General features: G+C 67.7%; 15 protein-coding genes and 2 pseudogenes. 5 read left to right on the plus strand and 12 right to left on the minus strand.

Going from position 1 to position 20589, the window contains the following annotated elements:
- Positions 1-50 precede the first annotated feature (50 nt).
- A complete protein-coding gene (locus ACWCP8_RS34315) occupies positions 51-848 on the minus strand; it encodes a TIR domain-containing protein (protein WP_451120196.1) in 798 nt (265 codons plus the stop codon).
- Positions 849-1084: 236 nt separating this feature from the next.
- Here ACWCP8_RS34315 and ACWCP8_RS34320 point away from each other — a divergent pair, with 236 nt between their 5' ends.
- Positions 1085-2980 (plus strand): DNA/RNA helicase domain-containing protein, encoded by a 1896-nt coding sequence (locus ACWCP8_RS34320; RefSeq protein ID WP_451120198.1) that lies wholly within the window; start codon positions 1085-1087, stop codon positions 2978-2980.
- A 343-nt stretch (positions 2981-3323) separates the two neighbouring features.
- On the opposite strand, the gene ACWCP8_RS34325 is transcribed toward ACWCP8_RS34320, so the two are convergent.
- Genes ACWCP8_RS34325 through ACWCP8_RS34335 form a run of 3 tightly spaced genes read right to left on the minus strand, consistent with a single transcriptional unit; the run spans position 3324 to position 4527 of the window.
- A complete protein-coding gene (locus ACWCP8_RS34325; RefSeq protein ID WP_451120170.1) occupies positions 3324-3767 on the minus strand; it encodes a hypothetical protein in 444 nt (147 codons plus the stop codon).
- Positions 3767-4207 carry a hypothetical protein gene (locus tag ACWCP8_RS34330; protein WP_451120172.1) on the minus strand — a complete coding sequence of 147 codons (441 nt, stop codon included), beginning with the start codon at positions 4205-4207 and terminating at the stop codon, positions 3767-3769. Before ACWCP8_RS34330 ends, ACWCP8_RS34325 begins: the two co-directional genes overlap by 1 nt.
- Positions 4198-4527 carry a transposase domain-containing protein gene (locus ACWCP8_RS34335; protein ID WP_451120174.1) on the minus strand — a complete coding sequence of 110 codons (330 nt, stop codon included), beginning with the start codon at positions 4525-4527 and terminating at the stop codon, positions 4198-4200. Before ACWCP8_RS34335 ends, ACWCP8_RS34330 begins: the two co-directional genes overlap by 10 nt.
- Before the next feature lie 357 nt (positions 4528-4884).
- On the opposite strand from ACWCP8_RS34335, the gene ACWCP8_RS34340 reads away from it, so the two are divergent.
- On the plus strand, positions 4885-5343 hold the full coding sequence (locus ACWCP8_RS34340; protein ID WP_451120176.1) for a hypothetical protein: 459 nt from the start codon (positions 4885-4887) through the stop codon (positions 5341-5343).
- A gap of 15 nt (positions 5344-5358) precedes the next feature.
- Here the strand turns inward: ACWCP8_RS34340 and ACWCP8_RS34345 are convergent.
- The 5 genes and pseudogenes from ACWCP8_RS34345 to ACWCP8_RS34365 form a co-directional block, all read right to left on the minus strand.
- Positions 5359-5926, minus strand: a pseudogene (locus tag ACWCP8_RS34345) (IS5 family transposase); the annotation flags it as partial.
- Positions 5927-6011: 85 nt separating this feature from the next.
- On the minus strand, positions 6012-6191 hold the full coding sequence (locus ACWCP8_RS34350) for a hypothetical protein (protein ID WP_352270180.1): 180 nt from the start codon (positions 6189-6191) through the stop codon (positions 6012-6014).
- 53 nt (positions 6192-6244) lie between these two features.
- A pseudogene (locus ACWCP8_RS34355) lies at positions 6245-6424 on the minus strand (helix-turn-helix domain-containing protein); the annotation flags it as partial.
- A gap of 1265 nt (positions 6425-7689) precedes the next feature.
- Complete coding sequence (locus ACWCP8_RS34360) at positions 7690-9006, minus strand: epoxide hydrolase family protein (protein WP_451120178.1); 1317 nt, start codon at positions 9004-9006, stop codon at positions 7690-7692.
- Between the two features lie 551 nt (positions 9007-9557).
- Positions 9558-10550, minus strand: coding sequence for an alpha/beta fold hydrolase (locus ACWCP8_RS34365; protein WP_352270182.1), 993 nt, complete (start codon positions 10548-10550; stop codon positions 9558-9560).
- Between the two features lie 399 nt (positions 10551-10949).
- On the opposite strand from ACWCP8_RS34365, the gene ACWCP8_RS34370 reads away from it, so the two are divergent.
- The gene (locus ACWCP8_RS34370) at positions 10950-12113 is read left to right on the plus strand and encodes an ATP-grasp domain-containing protein (protein ID WP_451120180.1); all 1164 of its coding nucleotides are present in this window, start codon (positions 10950-10952) and stop codon (positions 12111-12113) included.
- A gap of 96 nt (positions 12114-12209) precedes the next feature.
- Here ACWCP8_RS34370 and ACWCP8_RS34375 read toward each other — a convergent pair whose 3' ends face one another.
- Together ACWCP8_RS34375 and ACWCP8_RS34380 are read right to left on the minus strand one after the other, a co-directional pair.
- The gene (locus ACWCP8_RS34375) at positions 12210-14288 is read right to left on the minus strand and encodes a PQQ-dependent sugar dehydrogenase (protein WP_451120182.1); all 2079 of its coding nucleotides are present in this window, start codon (positions 14286-14288) and stop codon (positions 12210-12212) included.
- Positions 14289-14386: 98 nt separating this feature from the next.
- Positions 14387-15349 carry a LamG-like jellyroll fold domain-containing protein gene (locus ACWCP8_RS34380; RefSeq protein ID WP_451120184.1) on the minus strand — a complete coding sequence of 321 codons (963 nt, stop codon included), beginning with the start codon at positions 15347-15349 and terminating at the stop codon, positions 14387-14389.
- Between the two features lie 731 nt (positions 15350-16080).
- Between ACWCP8_RS34380 and ACWCP8_RS34385 the strand changes: the two genes are divergently transcribed.
- Entirely contained in the window at positions 16081-16554 is a 474-nt protein-coding gene (locus ACWCP8_RS34385) for a hypothetical protein (protein WP_451120186.1), read from the plus strand.
- Positions 16555-16649: 95 nt separating this feature from the next.
- On the opposite strand, the gene ACWCP8_RS34390 is transcribed toward ACWCP8_RS34385, so the two are convergent.
- Positions 16650-18737, minus strand: a complete 2088-nt coding sequence (locus ACWCP8_RS34390) for a hypothetical protein (RefSeq protein WP_451120188.1) — start codon at positions 18735-18737, stop codon at positions 16650-16652.
- A 701-nt stretch (positions 18738-19438) separates the two neighbouring features.
- On the opposite strand from ACWCP8_RS34390, the gene sph reads away from it, so the two are divergent.
- Entirely contained in the window at positions 19439-20419 is a 981-nt protein-coding gene (sph, locus tag ACWCP8_RS34395) for a sphingomyelin phosphodiesterase (RefSeq protein WP_352270192.1), read from the plus strand.
- Positions 20420-20589 lie beyond the last annotated feature (170 nt).

The raw sequence follows: 20589 nt of genomic DNA on the forward strand, positions 1-20589 counted from the left end.
ACCGGCCGGATTTCCTCTGTCCGGCACTGAAGCCTGAGACCGTTCGAGCGTCAGGCGTGCGAGAACCCGGAGCGGCGCAGTGCCTGGTCCAGTGACCAGAATGCCTTGTCGATGGCGTGGTGCGGGAAGGTCGCGGTGCGTGCGTCGGCGGTTTCGGGAAGGGTCGCGCAGCCGTCTTCGGCCAGCACGAGAACGCGGTCGAATCCGTGGCGCCCCTGGAAAAGGCCGATCTCATGAATGACGTTCTGCCGAGCGACACGGTGGCCTTCATCGGTGGTGTCCTCGGCGGTGAGCACACCGGTGGGGGCGTCCAGACCGATCAGAGGTCTGACGGATTCGTCGGTCGCATTGTGCAGGTAGGTGAAGCCGTCGCACTCGAAGGAAAGTCCACTGAGCGGGCCCGCATCGCTGGTGAACAGGTCGTAGCACTCGCGCAGCTGGAGCGCTGGGTGCTTCTTCTGGCCCATGCCCGGCACGTGGACCATTTCGGCCGTCGCCGCTTCGATTCTGGTCACCGTCGACCAGCGCTTCAACTCGACGAACTGCAGGGAGAGATGTCGCGTCTCCGGATGACGCCCGACCAGGACGACATCAATACGCCTTGCCTCATCGGGGTTGTCCGGCTCGTTGACCGTCGCCGAACACTCGACAACCATCTCCACGTTGCCGCGGCCGGCCGCCACCAAGTCCTTGGCCAGTTCCACCACGCTCTCCGCCCAGGCGGACCGTTCGGTGAGCGATGCCTCGCTTCCCCGGAAGTACTTCCATCTGGCCGCGAGGTGAGGCACCATCCGGCGCCGTAAGTTCAGGGTGAGCAGGTCCCTTGCAGAGAGCTTCAGCAGGAGCATGGACACGAGGTGGTTCCCCCAGAGCACGAGTGACTCGTGCGGGTGGGGGCATGTCCTCGCAGGGGAAGCCCGGCGGGCCGCAACCGGTACCGATGATCTTAGGGATTCGACCGTGTATGCGGATACCATTCGCCTGTTGTCACTGCGGCCCGCCGGGCTTCCGTCTCCACGCAGCGGAGTATCGAAGGACATGCCCCCACCCGCACGAGTTCTTTCGTGCTGCCTGGGAGCAAGTCTTGCTGTTCCGCGCCTCTGCCGCGTCGGTCGCCGCCATGGCCCATGAGGGTTCGCTCTTTCTCCGTCTGACGGAGCAGTTCGTCCACCACCATGGCTACCGTCCCGGCGCCTCCGAGGCACGCTCCTGGGAACGCAGCATCCCTGTGCTGATGAGTGCTCTGATCCAAGCAGGTCTCGACGACGTGGAAGTGCTGCTGGAGTACGCGCTGCCGCTGAACAGCAAGCGTGCCGACGCCGTACTTGCTGGTGTCCACCCGAAGACCGGCGAGCCGTCCTACGTCGTCGTCGAGCTGAAGCAATGGAGTCAGGCCCTGCCGTCCGAGGACGACCCGACGCTGTGCCACGTCGACGCGTACTCCCATCCCGTACTCAATCCCATCGAGCAGGTGCGCAGGTACTGCGAATACCTGGTCAACTTCAACGGGTCTCTGGCGGACCACCCGGGACGTATCGCCGGTGCGGCGTACCTCCACAACGCAACTGAATTCGGCACCGGCGGACTCCGTGTCGTGGAGGACGGCCCGTACGGCCAGTTGTTCACCGAGGACAACCGCGGCAAGTTCATCGACTTCCTTCGCACAAGATTCGGGCCCACGTCCGGCGCCAAGGCTGCTGACGCTCTGCTTGCCGGAAAAGCCGTGCCCTCGAAGCAGCTGATGGCCGTGGCCGCCGAAGAAGTCCGCGAGCGGGAGCAGTTCGTACTGCTCGACGAACAGCAGGTGGCATACCGCCTGGTGATGAACGCCGTGCAGCGGGCCTCTGGTTCCGACCACAAGGAAATCGTGATCGTCACGGGTGGTCCCGGTACCGGCAAGAGCGTCATCGCGCTGTCACTGCTCGGCGAGCTCTACCGGCAAGGAATTCCCGCCCTGCACGCCACGGGGTCGAGTGCGTTCACCACGACCATGCGTCGGGTCGCCGGGAATCGGAAACGAGCGGTGCAGGACCTTTTCAAGTACTTCAACAGCTTCATGACCGCCCGGAAGAACAGCCTCGACGTGCTGATCTGCGACGAGGCGCACCGTATCCGGGAGTCCTCCGCGAATCGGTACACGCGGGCCGAGAACCGCACCGGCAGACCTCAGATCGAGGAACTGATCGACGTGGCCCGTGTACCGGTCTTCCTGCTCGACGAGCACCAAGTCGTACGCCCCGGGGAGATGGGCACCGTTGAAGAGATTCGCGCTGCCGCTGCAAAGAAGGGGCTTGACTGCCGTGTTGTGCCGTTGGGCTCCCAGTTCCGGTGCGGGGGATCGGACGCCTATCTGAGGTGGGTAGTGCGATTGCTTGGGCTGGCCGACGGAGGCCCGGTGGAATGGGAGCCGGACGATCGGATGCTGTTGGAGGTTGTCGATTCCCCCGAGGAACTGGAGAAGTTCCTCCAGGAACGCCAGTCGAAGGGCTACGGGGCTCGGATGTCGGCCGGCTACTGCTGGAAGTGGTCCGACGCGAAACCGGGCGAGCCACTCCCCGCGGACGTACAGATCGAAGACTGGGCTCGCCCTTGGAATCTCAAGGGCGACCGGTCCGTGATGGGCGCTCCCCCGTCAGCCCTGTGGGCGACCGACCCAGCGGGTTTCGGTCAGATCGGCTGCGTCTACACAGCTCAGGGCTTCGAGTACGACTGGAGCGGTGTGATCCTCGGTCCGGATCTTGTGTGGCGGACCGATGGCTGGTCCGTCGACCGTACGAAGTCCAAGGACCCTGTGTTCAAGCGTGCAACGTCGGATGCGGACGTGGATCGGCTCATTCGTAATACCTACAAGGTGCTGCTGACCCGCGGCATGATCGGCACGGTGATCTACTCCACCGATGCGCAGACGCGCGAGAAGCTGCGCGAACTCGTCCACCCTCTGACAACTGTGGCAGTACCGGCTGAGGCCGCGCACTCGTAGCCTCCGCGAGGTCGACTCCTCCATCGGCAGTGCCCTCGCCGAGGCGACTGGTCCGGAAGTGCCCGAGGTGACGCCGCGTCTGCGCGGCGTCACGGTGGTCATGCGCGCGTACCAGGACGCAGACGGCGGCCAAGGGGGAGTTGGCGGGCGCGATGACCGTGGTGCTCGCTGCCACGTTCCGCCACTTCCGGATGATGCGGCCGCTCACCGCGCCCGCAAGATCTCTGAGGGCGGCCCAAGAGCGGCAGGACCTGCTCCGAAAGCCCCCAGCACGCGGACCCCGCCACCCTCACGTACCACTCCGCTCACTCACCTCGCGCAGATCGCGCTCCGCGGCGCCGTGTTACGCGGAATCCAGCTCCCCTGCCGTGCTGCCGGGCCGCCCCACCCGCAGCAGCTCACGCCACCGTTCCTGGCTCCAGTCGGCCAGGGCCGTGGTGTCACGGGAGTACTCGCGCGACGCCCGCAGGCTGGGCGTATCCCCGACCCACGTGACCTCCCACTGCTCGTCGAAGGTACGGACCTCGTGCTTCTCCGGGACCAGACGCATCCGGGTCTTGATGGTCCGGTCTAGTCGCGTACGGACGAAGAACGTGCGCAGGGCAGGTTCCAGGATCCGCCACTCCGCCACCAGGCCGTCACCCTCCTTGGGGGTGGCATTGCGCACGCGGTACGGCACGTCCGGGCCGTTGATCGCGAGAAGCGCGGCCCGGACTTCCTCGGCGGAACGCGGTGCGACACCACTACTGGGGCGCTTGGTGCCGGTCAGTTTGTCAAAGATGCCCATCAGATCAATCTATGATGGAGGGTCAGCTGAGCCCAGGTCTCCTGCCGAACCAGTTCCGGCGACACCGACCGCAACACCTCGGCCTTTCCCCGCTGAAAGGTCTTCAGCTGCCGGCAGGCGTATTCCACCTCCCAGCGCTCGTGATACACGGCTGCCAGCTCCTCGGCGGACCAGAATTCGGGATCGAGCAGGTCGGTCAGCAGCCTGATTGTCTCGCCGCCGTCGACCTGGTAGTCGATCACCCTCACTGTCACCCCGCCCCGACGGGAACGCCGCTGCCCGGCGAGATTCATCCGGGTCAGATAGGTCCCGTCAGGCAAGACCTCCATCGGCTTCGCGGCGACGAAGGCGCGGGCTCCGATCAGCAAGCGTGCTCCGGCCCGCGTGTAGGCCTTCCACAGTGCGACACGGGGGAAGGCCCGGTCCGTGATCACCAGCATGTCGGCGGCATTGTCGGCGCTCCTTCCAACGGTGCGGCCCCAAGCTGCTGCCGGGCCCTGGTGAACGACGACTTGTTCGGGACGGACTGGTCCATCTCGCCCAAGGCCCCAACCAGGTCCTCCGCGACATCGTCGTAGGAGTCCTGCTGGAACAGCGCCAGAGCGAGCACGAAGTGGACCATGAACCGGCTCGGCAGAGGACGGGGCTTGGCATCCCGCCGACCACACGCGGCCAGCACCTCGTCCACCAGCTCAGGAACGATCCACTCGGTGAGCAACCCGAGCCGGACCTCATCGGATAACCCGATCCCTGGATGCATGTCCGGTCAACGAACCAGCACCCCGGCGGTCACCGCGCCTGGGAGAGGAACTACTTGCATCTCTCAAGCAACGGCATTGCGACAACGGCATCAAGTAGCGTGCCGTGCCTGCGGACTTCCATGCCTGGGGCCGTGTACGCGCTCTTCTCCCGCTGGCGAGACAACCACCTGGTCAAATAGTTCCACGACCGGCTGCGCGCACGAATGCGATAGTGATCCATTTCACATGACGTCCCGTCAACTTCGCTTCTTTTTGCCCAACTTGATCATTTGCTTGCCCGTGTGGGCGCCAGTACGGTCGCTGCGGCAGAGGGGATGCATAAGTGCATCCACCTGCCACAATCTCGGGAGATAATCATGCGGAAAGCAATATCCGTGCTGTCGGCCGTGTTTGCGATGCTCATCGGCGGCATCGTCTTCGCGCCCACCGCGAGTGCCGCGGGCTACGGGTGCAGCGGGAACCTGATCGACACCTACGACGTCCGGACCGATGGCGGAACCAAGTGGGGCGTCGCGTACCTCTACTACAGCACCGCCAACGGCGGCACCAACTGCGCCGCGGTCGTCGACACCTACTGGGGCACCGGCACCACCAAGCTCATGGTGGCCAACATCTGGCGGTGCACGGCTGGAACCCGGCCGGGGGGGACGTGCTACATCGATCAGCAGAGCCACGATGATGGCTACTACACGTCGTATGCGGGTCCGGTCTCCGTCACGGGTACCGCCAGTCGCTGCATCCATGTGGATGGGACGATCTGGAACCCCTCCCGTACGGCGGCCGCGTCCGTCAACGCCAACGCGGTCCACTGCTAGGCCGTTTCGTTTGGATCACCGAGTGGACCGGAGGGAGCTGCCCGCGACGTGCAGTCCGGCCAGGTAGATGGTCGCGGTCTTCTCGTAGCGGGTGGCGATGCCCCGCCACTGCTTGAAGCGGTTGATGCACCGCTCGACGGTGTTGCGCTGTTTGTAGGCCTCACGGTCGAAGGCGGGTGGCCTGCCACCACGGCTGCCTCGGCGTTTCCGGTGGCCCCGTTGGTCCGCCGGAACGGGGATCGCCGCCCGGATACCGCGCTTGCGCAGGTGCTCGCGGATGGCGCGCGAGGAATAGGCCTCGTCGGCCAGGACCACATCAGGCCTGGTGCGGGGCCGTCCACCCCGGCGAGGAACACGCAAGCGGGCCATCACCTGCGCGAAGCGGGCGCGTCACCGACCTGTCCGGCGATGAGAACAAAGGCGAGAGGACGGCAGTGGGCGTCGGCCGCGAGATGAATCTTCGTGGTCAGTCCGCCGCGGGACCGGCCGATGGCACGGTCGTCCGGATCGCCGGCCGGGGCCCCTTTTTGCGGGCCCCGGCCACGTGCTGGTGCGCACGAACGATCGTGGAGTCCACCGAGACCGCACAGTTCAAGTCCTCGTCGGCGTCAGCCTGAGCCATGAGCACGGTGAACACAAGCGGGTGGTTTGGTCTCGTCAATTGTGTGTCAGCTGCGGGATGTGCGTCGGCCGGCGGACGGGTGGAAGTCGGGCATGCCGAGGTTGGTGGTGGTGTGCTTGGCGGCCACGCTCGTCTCGATGGTGGCGACCTCGCCGAGCCATCCTCGGACCTTTGTTTCCTTCAGGCGGTCGAGAAGGTTGTCGTGGATCTCCTCAAGCCGGGGCATCTGGCCGGGATCGGGCCGGATTTGTGGGCCTCGGCGAGCCCCTGGAGCGGCCCCTCGCCGCGCTCGCGCCACTGCCGGAGCCACCGCTCCACCGACCGCTCACTGACTCGCAGCGCGTCAACGATCTCCCGGTTCTTCTCTCCGCCCCCGAAGCGTTTCACGGCCTGCAGCCGGAGCCGTTCCCGCGCGGCTCTCCTGGCGTCGGTCAACCCACCACCCTGTGCGTATCTCATAACCCAGGGCTCATGGAGCCGAGCGCCCATCGTGAGGCGAACGGTTCCGACATCACTCGATCAAGTTCATTAGCGACGTGCGTCGTGGTCACGGAGCCACTGGACCTGGTCGAGGACCCACTGACGACGAGCATCGTCTTCGCTTACCTGGTAACGGCCGCGGTCATCATGGTGGTGGACCCAGTAGCGATGTCCATCTCGGTGGTGTACCCAATAACCACGACCATCACCGTGGTGCTCGCCCCAACCCTCACTCCAGCGACCGGACCAGCCATCGTGGTGGGCGTCTGCGGACCAGTGAGAAACGACCGCGGGCCGGTCGCCGGTCGCGGGAGTCGCCGCCGAGGCGGAACCGCCGGTGCCGAGGAGTCCTGCCGCCGCGATTGCTGCAGAGGCCACTGCGACGGCAGCCCGACGCGCAAACGTGTATCCCATGATCTTTCCTCCTTGCTTGCCCCGTGACCTGCAAGATCAGAGCCGCGGGCTGCCTTTGATCAGGCACTTGCGACATTACGCCGAGATAGTTGAACAGAAAACTATTTTGGTTGTGAGGAGGGCCACGGTCCGGAAAAGTAGTTGCGTCGGAATATTTCAACAGCTCGCATGCTTGCGCCGGCGGACCTCAGCCCCAGGGAGGCGGTGAGTGCTTGGGCGAGAGCGAGCCCTGGGGAACGCGGGCGTCGTGGTCGTTCCCGCGAAGGCTGGTGTCGAACAGTGCGCCGCGGCCGGAGCCTGCTCTCCACGGGAGGTCCGGTGGCTCCTACATCAAGGCCCCGGGCGCGTGTGGCACCCGAGAGCTTGGGAATGTTCCGGCACTCCCGAGTACTACTGAGTCTGCGCCCCGCCGGAGCCGGTGCACTGTCCCCAAGGATTCCGGTCGCATCGGCGCGAACATGCGCCGACCACGGCCGCTACTGCCGACGTCTTCTGCGGGTCTTTCTCAATGTCCACCGTGGTCGCCGCCCGATGCCGCCCCGTCTCGAAGGCGTATCGCGAGTGCAAACGAGCCCAAGGGAAGAGTCACAGGCAGGCCGTCATCGCCCTCGCCGCCGCCGCTTGATCACCGTGCCGTAGGGCCCCATCGCGCTGGGCTGATCCAGTTGCGGCGAGTCACCGGCCGGGCTTGACAACTCCATCGGGAATCCCTGCAGGCCCCGCCACGGCGTGACCGGAACCGAACCGTGGAATAGCTTGGACGGACGAGCGAATACCGCCCGCCGGTCCGCACCCACCGACCTACAGCTGGATCGAATCCGACCAGGAGGTCACTTCCCGACCGACGTCTGCGCATCGGGGCGTAGTGACCTGAATGCGGACCTCAGTTCGTTGGTGAAGATATCCGGCACTTCCCACGCGGCGAAGTGACCACCGTTGTGGACCTTGTTGAAGTAGATGAGCTTGTGGTAGCTGCGCTCCGTCCAACTCAGCGGCGCCTGGTAAATCTCGCCAGGAAATACTGTGACGGCGGCCGGGATGGAAACCGAAACGGCATTGAAATTGTTGGCGTTGTTCTCCCAGTAGAGGCGGGAGGAAGAAACCGCGGTGTTTGTGACCCAGTAGAGCGTGATGTCGTCGAGCATCTCATCTTTGGTGAGCACTCGCTCGGGATGGCCGTTGCTGTACGTCCATGCGGCGAACTTGTCGTACATCCAGGCGGCCAGTCCAACTGGCGAGTCCGACAACCCGTATCCCACGGTCTGGGGACGGGTGACCATCATGGCGGAGTAGCCCGAGCCCGTCTTGTAAAAGACAGCAAGCTTGTTGTAGGCCGCCTTCTCCTCGACGGACAGGCCGGCCGGGACCGGGTCACCGCAGTTGAGTTTCTTCGCGATGTCCGCAGGCACAGTGGCCGGAAAATTGACGTGGATGCCGAGCAAGCCCGCAGGTTGCTGTATCGCCATCTTGTCCGAGATTACCGCCCCCCAGTCGCCGCCCTGGGAAACATAGTGCTTGTACCCCAAACGCTCCATCAGTACGGCCCAGGCGCGCGCGATTCGGTCGGGACCCCACCCGGTACTCGTCGGCCTTTGCGAAAATCCGTAACCCGGCATCGACGGTATGACGAGATGAAAGGCGTCGTCCGCACGTCCACCATGGGCGGTCGGATTCGTGAGCGGGCCGATCACTTTGAGGAATTCCAGAATGGATCCCGGCCAGCCATGAGTCAAAATCATCGGCAGAGCGTTCGAATGACGGGAGCGGACGTGAATGAAATGAATGTCGAGCCCGTCGATCTTGGTCAGAAACTGCGGCAAGGAATTCAGCCTTGCCTCGATCCTCCGCCAGTTGTAGGTCGTACCCCAGTAGCGTGCGAGTTCTTTGATGGTCGCCAACTGGACGCCCTGTGAATGATCCCGGACAGTCTCTCGGTCGGGCCACCGCGTCGAAACGATCCGCCGACGAAGATCAGCGAGATCTCGCTCCGGAACATCGACACGGAATGGCCGGACACTCTCGCTTCCGTTCACGCCGACCGACCTCTCGGCCAGCAGGCCGAAAGCCCCCGTGGTTGCCGCGGTCGTCGCAGCGGCCGAGGCGAGAAGCAACTTTCGTCGCGAGAGCCATTGGGACGTCTCGGGCATGAATATCTCCTTGGGTCATTTCCGCACTTTCGGGCGACCAGATTCATCGTCGCCGACAGTCGAAACCGACACGGAACCCCCTGCGATCCGGTGAACTATTCAACCCGGATTCGAGTCGGAAACAGGCGGCATTGAGACATCGATATCCACATTCTGGACATTACGACCGAATGTCACGTTATTCACCTTCATATGAACTCGCAACTCGGAGCCGGACAGCGCGGCCTGGCAGTCGCGGGCGAACTGTGGACCGTCTCGCCGTTCGTCTCCATCACCCGCCACGGCACGCCGATCGCATCGGCCGGCACTCACGCGATCGGCGCCGCAGGGGCGACGAACGCCGCATCACCCGCAGCCGATTCGCCCGCTACTGAACGGGCGGCACGGCCACGGCATACGCGGAGGAGCACCAGGGGGCGTGGCAGGTCTTCGTGGAGAGCCACGCCACCCCGCCCCGTTCCGACAACTCGCCGGCGGGGTAGGGAATTTGGCGCCGCGCACCTTCCCGGAGGGCACGAGAGCGGGGCGCCGACACGCGGAGCCCGTCACCCTCACGTGGCGCTGCGCTCACTCGCCTCGCGCAGATCGCGCTCCACCGCGCGGTGGTACGCGGAGTCCAGCTCCCCCGCCGCGCTGCCGGGCCGCCCCACCCGTAGCAGCTCTCGCCATCGTTCCTGGCTCCAGTCGGCCGGGGCCGTGGTGCGCACGAAGTCCTCGACCAGGGCGCGGAAGCGTGCGGGATCGCTGTGGAAGGGGAAGTGGCCCGCACCATGGAAAATCTCCAGGCGGCTGCCGGGCATCGCCGCGTGCGCGCGGTACGCGTGCCGGACCGGCACCACGCTGTCCCGCGATCCCCACAGCAGCAGCGTGGGCATGCCCTCCGCCAGGTAGCAGCGGTCCAGCATGGTCACCACCTGGCCCTGCCAGTCGACCACCGACCGCAGGGTACTGATGAACGCGCTGCGCGACGTGGCGTCGGGAAGGGCGTCCACCACGTTGAGCAGCTCCGCGGCATCCTGGCCCAGGTCGGTGTCGAACAACTTGACCAGCCGGCTGAAGAGGTCGACCTGGCTGCGCATGCCGGGCAGTCTCAGCGCGGACAGCATGAGATCTGCGCCCGGCAGCGACACCGCCCGCAGGACAGGGTTGACCTCGCGCCCCACACCGCCCGTGCTCACCAGGATCAGGCGGTCGGTCCGCTCGGGGAACTGGTACGCGAACTGCATGGCCACGCCACCGCCGAGCGAGTGACCGACCAGGGTGGCCCGCTCGATGTCCAGCACCCCCAGCAGGTCACGGATGCCGTTCGCGTATGCCGCCACCGAGTAGTCGGCCCGCGGCTTGTCGGAGGCCCCGTGACCCAGGAGGTCGGGGGCGATGACGGTGTGGTTGCGCGCCAGGTCGGGGATCAGATCCGCCCAGGTCGCGGAGGAGTCGCCGATGCCGTGGATGAGCAGGATCACGGGCCCGTCTCCGGCAATCCGGTACGCGCGGCGGTAGCCGTGCACCACGTGGTGGCGCAGTGGTACGTCCTGCCCGGACACCGAGCGCAGCCGGCCCGCTCGGGGCGGGCTCGGTTCAGGTTCTGGGGCGCCGACCACAGGCTCGTCTCCCGTCTGCTTCTCCCCGCTTCCTCGCTTGCTCCTCGAGCGTAGGGCCTCCGGCGCACAGGGGATTTCCGGGACGTTTCAGGCGGTGCGCGTCCATTCGGCGAATTCGACCGGGCGGGAAGTGGAAGGACTCCCGTCGAATCGGCATGGAACCACGTGCCCGCGAATTCCGTAACACGGACGTAGCAGTCGGGTGGTCTGCGCACCCTATGATCACCCCCAGCACACCCGCCGCCGGCTTCCCTTCACCTGCCGCCGTCTTGTGCTTCTCCCTCTCCCTGACCGGGCACGGCCCTGCCCTGCCACGCCCGCGACCCCTGGAAGGCGGCCTGAATGGCTTCTCCCGTACGCGTCTGGCTCAACCGCACGTACGCGGAGAACGTGTTCTTCATGGATCAGCTGCGGGACAATCCCCAGCGCCGCCCCGTGGAGATCCATGCCACGCACGGCGACCCCGACTCCCCCGTCCTCGCCGCCGCCGACACCGCGGCGCTCGAACCGGAGGGCCTGTCCCCCGCCGCGTACCTCGAATACGCGCTGGCGCAGTGCGCCCGGCACGCCATCGACGTGTTCGTCCCGGTCCTCCACCAGGCGACCGTGGCCGCGCACCGCGAGGAGTTCGCCGCGCTCGGTACCGCCCTGCTCACGCCGCCCGCCGAGGCCGTCACCACGTTCCAGGACAAGGCGCGCGCGTACGAGAAGGTGCAGGAGATCGGTGTCGCGGTGCCGCCGTGGTGGCGGGTGCGCACGAAGGAGCAACTCCTCACCGCTGTCGACGCGTTGGAGGAGGCAGGCCACAAGGCGTGCTTCAAACCGGCTGCGGGAGCGGGCGGTGTCGGCTTCCGCATCATCACGCGGACCCCGTTCTCGCTGCTCCACCTCGGCGGCTTCCCGAGCCCGTACGTCCCTCTGCAGCTGGTCGTCGACGCCCTGCGCCGCACCGAACGCCGCGTCGACTGGCTCGTCATGCCGCGCCTGGACGAGCCGGAGGTGTCCGTCGACTGCCTCACCGGCCCCGACGGGCGGGTCAGGATGGCCGTGGGGCGCACGAAGAACGGACGCCGACGCGGCTTCACGCTCGACCCTTCATGGACCGGACCGGCCCGCCGCATCGCGGAGACGTTCGGGCTGCATCACCTGACGAACATTCAGTTCCGGCTGCACGACGGTGAACCGGTCCTGCTCGACGTCAACACCCGCCCCGCGGGCGGCCTCCACCAGCTCTCCCAGTGCGGTCTGAACGCCCCCTGGGCCGCCGTGCGGCTCGCCCTCGGTGAGGAACCGGGCGACCTCGAGCCGCGGTTCCTCGGTCCTGACTACGCGGTCGTGGCGGGACCGCGCCCGCTCCAGCCGACAGCACTGCCGCAGCAGCGGACCGACTCCCCGGTGCTGCAGCCCACAACCCCGACCATGCCCACTCCCTCGCCGGCGACCTCGCCCACGCCCTCCGAGCCTTCCCGGCCCGAGCGTGCCGACGCGGCGTTGCCGATCAGCTGAGGGCCTCTTGACCTCCTGCCCGCGTGTGCCCGTTGAGCCTCGGTCTTTCGTGACGGTGCGGGAGCGGGCCGACGGTCTCGGCCCGCTCCCGCGAGGTCAGTCGCCGGCTCGAGTGCCCGTCACCTTCAGGTGACGGACGCGGCCCGCGTTGTCGAAGGATCCGAAGCCCACCCGGCCCGAGGCGAAGACCGGGTCGGTGGCCGTGATCAGCGGGTTGCGGCTGCCGTCCAGGTAGACGGCGGTCTCACCGGTGTCGGCGCAGTGGGTGAGGCGCACCTTGTGCCATCCGTCGTCCTTGATCGCCGGAGGTGCGCCGTAGGTTCCGTTCCACTGGTCGTCGATGCGCAGCCGGTCGGCGTCGTTGACGGTGAACAAGCCGTTGTGCGGGTAGATGGTGTTGTCGCTCGACAGGTGTGCGTACTGGAACCGGGTGTCCGACTGATAGTCCCAGATGAGAATGACGTCACGGTTGGTGATCTCGACGGGGGTGTCGATCCGCACCTCCGCCTCGACGGTGACGGAGGAGTAGCGCGGGCCCGCGGTCAGGACGGCGTACTCGAAGGGGCGGCGTGGTCCGGGACGGGCGACGCCCGGCTCGGTCATGATCGTCTCCCGTGTGGTGTACGCCCACTTGGCCGGGGTGACCGGCGCCCAGTTGTCGGGCCCGGTGGTGTGGGCGGTGGGGGTGTTGCCGATCTCGCAGTCGGCGAAGGTCCGGGTCCCGGTCACCTTCCAGACCTTGCCGTTGGCCTTCGAGACGATGTACAGGCCGCCGCTGCGGTCGGAGCCGAAACGCAGGTCGACACGCTGGTCTCCGGCCAGGTCGCGCATGGTGACCGTCTTCCCGGTGGACTTGTCGAAGAGCATCAGCTGTTCGAGCGGCGCGAGTTCGCCGCCGCGGTGCATGTCGCGGGTGTCCGCGGCCAGGATCCGGCCGTCCACGAGGTCGCCGAAGATGTACTTTCCGCGCAGTGCCGGCGCGTCCTTGCCGCGGTAGACGGAGCCTCCGGCGATGGCGCGGCCCACATCGGACCGGCAGTTCCAGCCGGGTCCCGGGTCGTGATCGTAGGCGGCGACCGGGTAGGTGTAGCCGTACTGGGCGTCGTCGTCGGGGAGGGGAAGGATGCGGGCGCACGGGTCGGTGGCCTTCTTGTCGAATACGAAGGGGCCCTCGCGCTCGCTCCAGCCGAAGTTGTCACCGGCCTTGACCTCGTACACCGACTCGATGGCGTGCTCGCCTATGTGGCCGAGATACATACGGTGGCTGCCGCCCGCGTCCCAGCTGAAGCGGTGCGGGTCCCGCATGCCTACGGCGTAGATCTCCCCGAGCGCACCGGGCTCACCGACGAACGGGTTGGACGCGGGGATCCCGTACCGGCCGTTGGCGCTGTCACGGCCCGCGGGGTCGATCCGCAGAAGTTTGCCGTGCGGGAGCGTCAGGTTCTGCGGCTCGCTGTTGCCGACGCCCTGCCCTCCGTCGCCCACCGCGAGGTAGAGGAGCCCGTAGTCCTCGTCGTGAGGCTTTGCCGTCGGGTTGAAGTCGATCTGCTGAATGCCGTGGACCTGGCCGGTGAAGCCGATCCGCAGCACCTCGCGATGGGTGCCGTGGAAGACGGCCGCGGCGGGGTCGTCGGCGGTCCACTCGGTGATGATGCCGTGATACGTGAGCGTGCCGGCCTGCCGGTAGTCGGGAGTCTCGGTGGCCTGGGACGCGAGCTCGGTATGGATGGTGTAGAAGCGCCCGTTCACTCCGAACTCCGGGTGGAATGCGGCGTACCCGAAGCCCTGGCCGAGACCGCGGCCCGAGAAGAAGTGCGGGAATGCCGCCTTGACGTCCAGGTAGGGGTGCGGGGTGCCTCCGGAGGTGTGCGTCGCGGTGCCGGGGTCGGTGAGGTACAGGGTGCCGTTGAGGTCGGGGGTCGCCATCCGGCCGGAGCCGTCGGGGAGTTCATTGATGGTGTTGATCCGGGCGTGGCGCATCAGGCGCGGGTCCGTCGGCGCCGGCACGGGTTCCGACTTGGGGAACTGTGCGAACTCCTGCAGGACGAGACCCGTCCTGGACTGGACGGGCTTCTGCGGAATGGGGTCGGTCAGGGCGGCTGTCGCCGCGGCGGGCTCGTCGGCATGGGAAGGCGCGGCGAGACCGCCCAGGGCGAGGGCTGCGCTGACGGCCACGGCCGCCCAGTGCCTTCGGTATGTACGTCGTGACGCCATGCGGGTCCCTTCGAGCTGGCGTGACAAGTAGGGAAAGGATGATCCGGGGACGGGAGAGGTCAGTGGCCCCGCGTCATGCGCAGGTACTCCGCCGCCACCGCTCCGGCCGGCACCGGGCGGTCCAGGAACAGGAGGTCGTCCATGCGGCAGTCGCAGGCGTTGTTCTCCCGGGTGTTCTGGGGGAAGCTGCCGCCGATCTTGATGCCGCGGGGATCGGTGGGCGAGGCGCGGTGGGGCGCCGGCGTGGTGGCGAGTTCCCAGGGGTCGCCCGGCGTGACGTAGAAGCCGTCCAGGGGTTTGCCGTCGCGGTAGAGGGCGAGGGTGCCGTCGCGGAAGTCGAACGTCGCGGCCAGGTGGACCCATTCACCGCGGGGCAGCAGTTCTTCCCAGGGGGCTTCGGCAGCGAAAGTCTGGGAGGCGCCGCTGTCCAGGCGTCTTCCCAGCGCGACCAGCTTCAACTCACCGTTGACCTGAATGAGTTCGAGCAGCGCGCGCACCGCGTGACCGTCGGAGGTTCCGGACAGTACGCCGGCCAGCCCGATCGCGTTGTAGCGGTCGCCCGGGGCGGCCGTGTTGGAGTTGAGGGCGGGATTCTCGCCCGTCATCTTGAACCAGCCCATGACGGTGGCGCCCCGGGCACTACCGAAGGCGTCGAGGGACGACATACCCTCGGCGTCCCAGGTCCCGGCCTTCCAGTCGTCGTTGCCCGCGGTGGCCGGGTTCTGCTGGCGTACCTGCAAGGCAGGCGAAGCGCCCGGATACGCCTCGTCGGTCACGCGCATCGCGGAACCGCCGTTGATCAGGCTGAGCGCGGTGCCGGAGCGTCCGATGTCCTGCTCGCGACCGGGGTCGGCGGGGTCCGGGTGCCCGAAGTCGTACGCCGCCACGGCCTGGGCTCGCAGCGGGGTGTGGGCGGTTGAGGGGCGGGCCGCCTGGGCCGGAATCGTGGTGGCGGCAAGCGAGGCGGTCGCGGCGAGCGCGGCGACGGCGAGTGAGTAGCGTCTGGTGCGGGGCGGTGTCATACAGCCTCCCGGCGGCAGCGAAGGGGCAGTCGACCGGGGTCTCCCGGACGACAGAAAGCGCTTTCGTTCGCGTGCGGGGACCATGTAACCCCTTCGCCGCGAGCCTGACAATGGGCGCGTACTCGCCAATTTCTTGGGCGTTCTTCGGCGGCAGCGCGGACCTCCTCGCGGACAAGGACGCAAACCGCGAGCGGCCCGTCGGGGCGCAGACGCCCTCGACTCACGGCTGTCCACGAGCACCTCGCTCCAGGTCCGGGCGGGTACGGCGGTGCGTGCGGCAGTCCGGCGGGCGGCCGCGCAGGTGCCGGTTCACCCACCGGTCTGCATCGCCTTGCGACCTCAAGTCATTGCGGAAACCCGCCAGTTGCCCAAGGTCTCGACCACAGCCACTTCCTCGCCTGTGACCTCGCACTCGCCCTCACCGGCCATCGCGCCTGCAGAACCCGAACGGACTGCACGGTCGTCGCGCGTCCGCGCACGCTGCACCCGATGGCACTGCCGCAGCAGCGGACGGACTCCCCCTCCGTCGCCACGACAGCGACCGCCGCTGTCTCCCCCCGAACTCCCCCTGCGGCAGCTCGGTGGGGATACCCAGGGGCTTCCCCCAGGGGACAGCTGGGGGTTACCCCCCAGCAAAGTCGGGGATTAACCCGGTCGCTCGGACGACGCCCGGTCCGTAGGTTCCGGGGTGGAATCGAAACATCGTTCCGCCCAGCCTACGGAGGCCCCTCGTGACCGCCCCTTCGTGTCCGCAGACGCGCACTCCTCATCCGCTCGTCGCGGCCTTCGTGCGGTTCGTCGTGTGTGGTGGCGGTGTCGGGCTGGCGTCCAGCGGGGTACTCGTACTGCTCAACGACCGGATCCCGATGGCCGTCGCCAACGCGCTGGTCACCGTCGTCTCCACGGTCATCGCCACCGAATTGCACGGGCGAGTCTCCTTCCGGAGCCGACGGAAGGGTTGGGGTGTCCATCTTCAGTCCGGGGTGACCGTCGCCGTGAGCTACGCGTTCACGACGGGGGCGCTGTTCTGCCTGTACGCCGTCCGGTCCGAGCCCTCGGCCCTGGTCGAGCAGACGGTCTATCTGTCGGCGTCCGCTCTGGCGGGGATCGGACGGTTCGCGCTACTGCGGGTTGTCGTCTTCGCCGACCGGACCCCCGCGCCCGACGCCTCGCTCAGCAAGGCAGCAGTCGCGATGGCTGCGTGAGGTCGCCGCCTTCCGGGAATCGTGGAGTGCGTCGCTGCGTAATCGGCTCCCGGCCCGCGACCTCCGCTGCTTCCTCGGCCTCGTTCCCGTCGGCGTCAGTGCCGCCGCCTGCCGCCCCTGCCCCTGCCGCTCGCGCCCGGTCGGCGCCGCTGATGGCTGCGGCCGAGATGCGCGGCCGGCCGCCGACGGGCCTGCTCGGCAACCGCCCTCAGATCCGCCAGACCCGCCTGGTCGGGGTGACCGGATGCGAGAGCGGCCTCAAGAGCCTTATGGGCAGAGAGTTCCTGGCCTCCCAGGATTTCGAGCAGGCCTTCGGGGCCCGCTGTCTCCAGGAGCTGGAGCAGACTCTCGGCGACCATGACGAGGCTCTCGGGCTCGTTGAGGTCCTCGGCGCCGAGGACCTCCCGGCGCACCAGGACACTCAGGGCAGTGGGGCCGAGGAGCGGGTCGCCGCGCAGGCCGCGCAGCAGGGCCTCGCCGTCCGGGTAGGCGTCGACGAGTGCGTCCAGCATGGCTTCGGCGCGAGTACGGAACGGGGTCGCGCGCACCGCGTCGGTCAGCTTCTGCAGCGCCTCGGCAGAGCTCTCCTGGGCGGCGACCCAGGCAGCGAGCTCGGTGCGGGCGGCGTCCGGGTCGTAGTGCTCGGCGATGACACCGAGGAGCCCGGCGGCGGGGGCGTGGGCGAGTTCACCGACGCGCGGGGCATCCCGCCCCTCGGCGAGCAGCCGACGGCGTACGGAGTCGTGGCCGAGGGCGGTGAGACGGATCAACTCGACGGGTCCGTCGGTCAGTTCCGCCCGCTGCTCCTTGCTCCGCTCTGCGGCATCCGCGCTCTCCCCGTGTCCACCGGCGACGACGCCGAAGAGCTCGGCGAGCTCCGGCGGCATCCCGGCGGGCGGCAGCACGGACTCCTCGAGCGGTATGTCGAGGAAGACCGGGTCGGCCATGTCCTCGTGCCGCTTGATCGCGCCCAGGTCCTCCAGCACGTCCAATGCGGTGCGCAGATCACGGTCCGCGTGTCCGAGTTCCATCTGCCAGGCGTAGGGCCCGGTCAGTTCGTACTCGGCGCGGTAGCGCAGGTGCAGCGAGTCGCGCAGCCGGGGCCAGGGCATGGCGTGCGGCAGGCTGTAGAGGGTGTTGAGGACATCCGGCAGGGTGTCCTCGAAGCTGACGAAGAGCATCGACCCGACGTGTCGGCCGCCGCGGGCGCCCAGGAGTGGCACGCGCAGCTCGGAGAAGGTCTCGAAGGCGTGCCGCCACAGCGCGAGCGGGTCCTTGAGCAGGGGCTGCGCCTTGGCGACCGCGTACAGCCGCCCCTTGACCACCCGTACCAGCCGGGCCTTCTTCGCCCATTCGACCGCAAGCCCCAGCCGCGGCAGCTGCGTGGAGGAGCGCACCTTGTCCACCGCGTCGCCTGTCTCCAGCTCGGCGACGAGGGCTCGCGCGTCCGCCATTCGCAGGTTGCCCGTAGCGGTGAGCGCGCGCCCCTCAGGGCCCGCCCAGTCGGCGATCCCTCGCAGCCACCGCAGCGCGCGGGACGTCTCGGCGCGTGCACGCAGCTCCTTCTCCGCGGGCAGCAGGACCGGCAGCTGCGGTTCGGCGCGTGTCACGGCTGCCGGGCCGCGCGTCAGGTGGTTGCGCAGCACCTCGTCCAGTACGTCCTGGTCGTACGGCACCTCGCCGTGCTGAGCCTGCTCCACGAAGCATTCAAGCGCCGCCGGATCCTGGACATCGAACCCCTGCTCGGCCGCGGTGACCGCCCAGAACTTCGCCATTCCCCAGCGGCCGCGGTCAGCCATGGCGGGGGCGTACTGCGGTGCGAGGGTCTCGATCGCAGCAAGGTTGTCGGCCGACGAGGCCCCGCGCGGGTCGCTGAGGCCCATCGCATCGAGGTAGCGCAGCAGGGATGCGAGCGTGCCGGGCGCATCCGCCGGCTCTTCGCCGGGCAGCACGGTGGCCGTGCGCGGCAGCCAGTCCAGCAGATACTCCTCGATGTGCCGGGGCTCCCACAGGCCCAGCCGCCCGTCGCAGGTTCCTCGGTGGCGATAATCGAGCGCCGTCTCGACGACGAACGGGTCCACGCTCTCGCCCCGCTCGCGGGCCCACTGACTCATCCGGCGGATCAGCAGCGAACACGCTGCCTCGTATTCCTCGGTCTCCTCGGGCGCGAAGAACATCCTCATCACACCAGCCCTGCCTGTCCTGTCGTACGGCCGGCGTCCCACAGCATGCCAGCGGCCCCGGGCCCGGTGGAGATCGCGGTTCCGCGGGACCAGGCGTCACTATTGAACCGTAACCGGTCCGCCGGCGGCCGCAGAGGCTGAGCGGGGGGACGAGATGATTCTGCACTGTCGGCACCGGTTCCCCGTTGGGTTCAGGGCGCTGCGAAAAGTGCGGGAAGCGGGAGCGAGGACTTGGCCCCAGGTGAGAATGTGTCCCGGGCGATGGCGCCCCACGGGTCGCAGCGGCCGGTGGGTCCCGGCGACCGGAGCGGCGTCGGGCGGCGAGCGCGTGCTCACCGTGTCGATTCCGCTCTTCGCCGCCGCCTCCTCGCACTGTGCGACGGCAACCGACGCACCATGCGCCGCGCCGGCGGATGCCATGCCTCGGTGCGCGGCCATCTGCGGCCTCGACCCGCGGCCCGTACGGTGCCCGGGTCGTACGCGGACCAACCGGTCGGTGAAGGTGTTACCGAAGTCGCCGTGTGGGTCGATGCGTTGACCGTCTGCTGACCAGAAGCGACTGCGACGCGCGCGCCGGATCCCCACACCATTGGTACGCCGATGGAGAGACTCCCGACACTCGGTGTCTACCCATGGGTAACTCCCGCTGATTTGATGTGGGTTGCTCGATCCACCCCCCATCAGCAGAAGCAGGAGACCCCGTGCCGCTCATCGCGCTCCGTCGCACCTCCGGCGTGACTCTGTCCGCCGCACTCGTCGCCGTCACGCTGGCCGCCAACACCCCTCAGGCGTCGGCCGCCGACACCCCGTCGCTGAGGGTTCTCACCTACAACACGTTCCTGATGAGCAAGAATCTGTACCCGAATTGGGGTCAGGACCACCGGGCGACGGAGATAGCGAGGGCATCGTTCTTCCAGGGCAATGACGTCGTGGTGCTCCAGGAGGCGTTCGACAACTCCGCCTCCGACGCGCTGGCACAGAACGCGTCCGCCCAGTACCCGTATCGGACACCGGTGGTGGGCCGGAGCAAGAGCGGCTGGGACGCCACGGGCGGTGCCTACTCGGCCACCACTCCGGAGGACGGCGGTGTCACCGTACTGAGCAAGTGGCCGATCGTCCGCAAGGAGCAGTTCATCTACAAGGACGCCTGCGGCAGCGACTGGTGGTCCAACAAGGGCTTCGCCTATGCCGAACTGAACGTCAAGGGCACGACGGTACATGTGGTGGGAACCCACGCGCAGTCGACCGACTCCGGATGCGGGTCGGGTGAGGCGGCGCAGATGCGCAGCCGGCAGTTCAAGCAGATCGACGCCTTCCTCGACGCCAAGAACATCCCCGCGTCCGAACAGGTCATCGTGGCGGGCGACATGAACGTCGACTCCCGCTCCCCCGAGTACGCGTCGATGCTCGCCGATGCCGGACTCGCCGGAGCCGATGCCCGCACCGGGCACCCGTACTCCTTCGACACCCAGGACAACTCGATCGCCTCGTACCGCTACCCCGACGACCCTCGCGAGGACCTCGACTACGTCCTCCACCGGGCCGGGCACGCGAAGCCGTCCGGGTGGACCAACGAGGTGGTCAAGGAGCAGAGCGCGCCGTGGACCGTCTCCAGCTGGGGCACGGACTACACGTACACGAATCTCTCCGACCACTACCCGCTGATCGGCTCCGTCGGCTAGCGGGACCGTGTCAACCGGCCGGCCTCGGAATCATCCGCGTCATACGTCGTGCCGACCGGTGCCGCCTCGACCGCAGCCATGCGGGGGTGCGCCGCGGGGTCGCGGCGTGCCGTCGGTGGCTGCGGGAACGGCTGTCGTCGGCAGGCCGGTCGCGGGGACGCGGCCTGCGG

The sequence above is a fragment of the Streptomyces sp. NPDC002206 genome, assembly GCF_053593595.1.

Bases quoted from the DNA above. Each gene is read 5' to 3' on its own strand.
- ACWCP8_RS34315 (WP_451120196.1), bottom strand. From the start codon at position 848: ATGCTCCTGCTGAAGCTCTCTGCAAGGGACCTGCTCACCCTGAACTTA.
- ACWCP8_RS34325 (WP_451120170.1), bottom strand. From the start codon at position 3,767: ATGGGCATCTTTGACAAACTGACCGGCACCAAGCGCCCCAGTAGTGGT.
- ACWCP8_RS34330 (WP_451120172.1), bottom strand. From the start codon at position 4,207: ATGCTGGTGATCACGGACCGGGCCTTCCCCCGTGTCGCACTGTGGAAG.
- ACWCP8_RS34335 (WP_451120174.1), bottom strand. From the start codon at position 4,527: ATGCATCCAGGGATCGGGTTATCCGATGAGGTCCGGCTCGGGTTGCTC.
- ACWCP8_RS34340 (WP_451120176.1), top strand. From the start codon at position 4,885: ATGCGGAAAGCAATATCCGTGCTGTCGGCCGTGTTTGCGATGCTCATC.
- ACWCP8_RS34350 (WP_352270180.1), bottom strand. From the start codon at position 6,191: ATGCCCCGGCTTGAGGAGATCCACGACAACCTTCTCGACCGCCTGAAG.
- ACWCP8_RS34360 (WP_451120178.1), bottom strand. From the start codon at position 9,006: ATGCCCGAGACGTCCCAATGGCTCTCGCGACGAAAGTTGCTTCTCGCC.
- ACWCP8_RS34370 (WP_451120180.1), top strand. From the start codon at position 10,950: ATGGCTTCTCCCGTACGCGTCTGGCTCAACCGCACGTACGCGGAGAAC.
- ACWCP8_RS34380 (WP_451120184.1), bottom strand. From the start codon at position 15,349: ATGACACCGCCCCGCACCAGACGCTACTCACTCGCCGTCGCCGCGCTC.
- ACWCP8_RS34390 (WP_451120188.1), bottom strand. From the start codon at position 18,737: ATGAGGATGTTCTTCGCGCCCGAGGAGACCGAGGAATACGAGGCAGCG.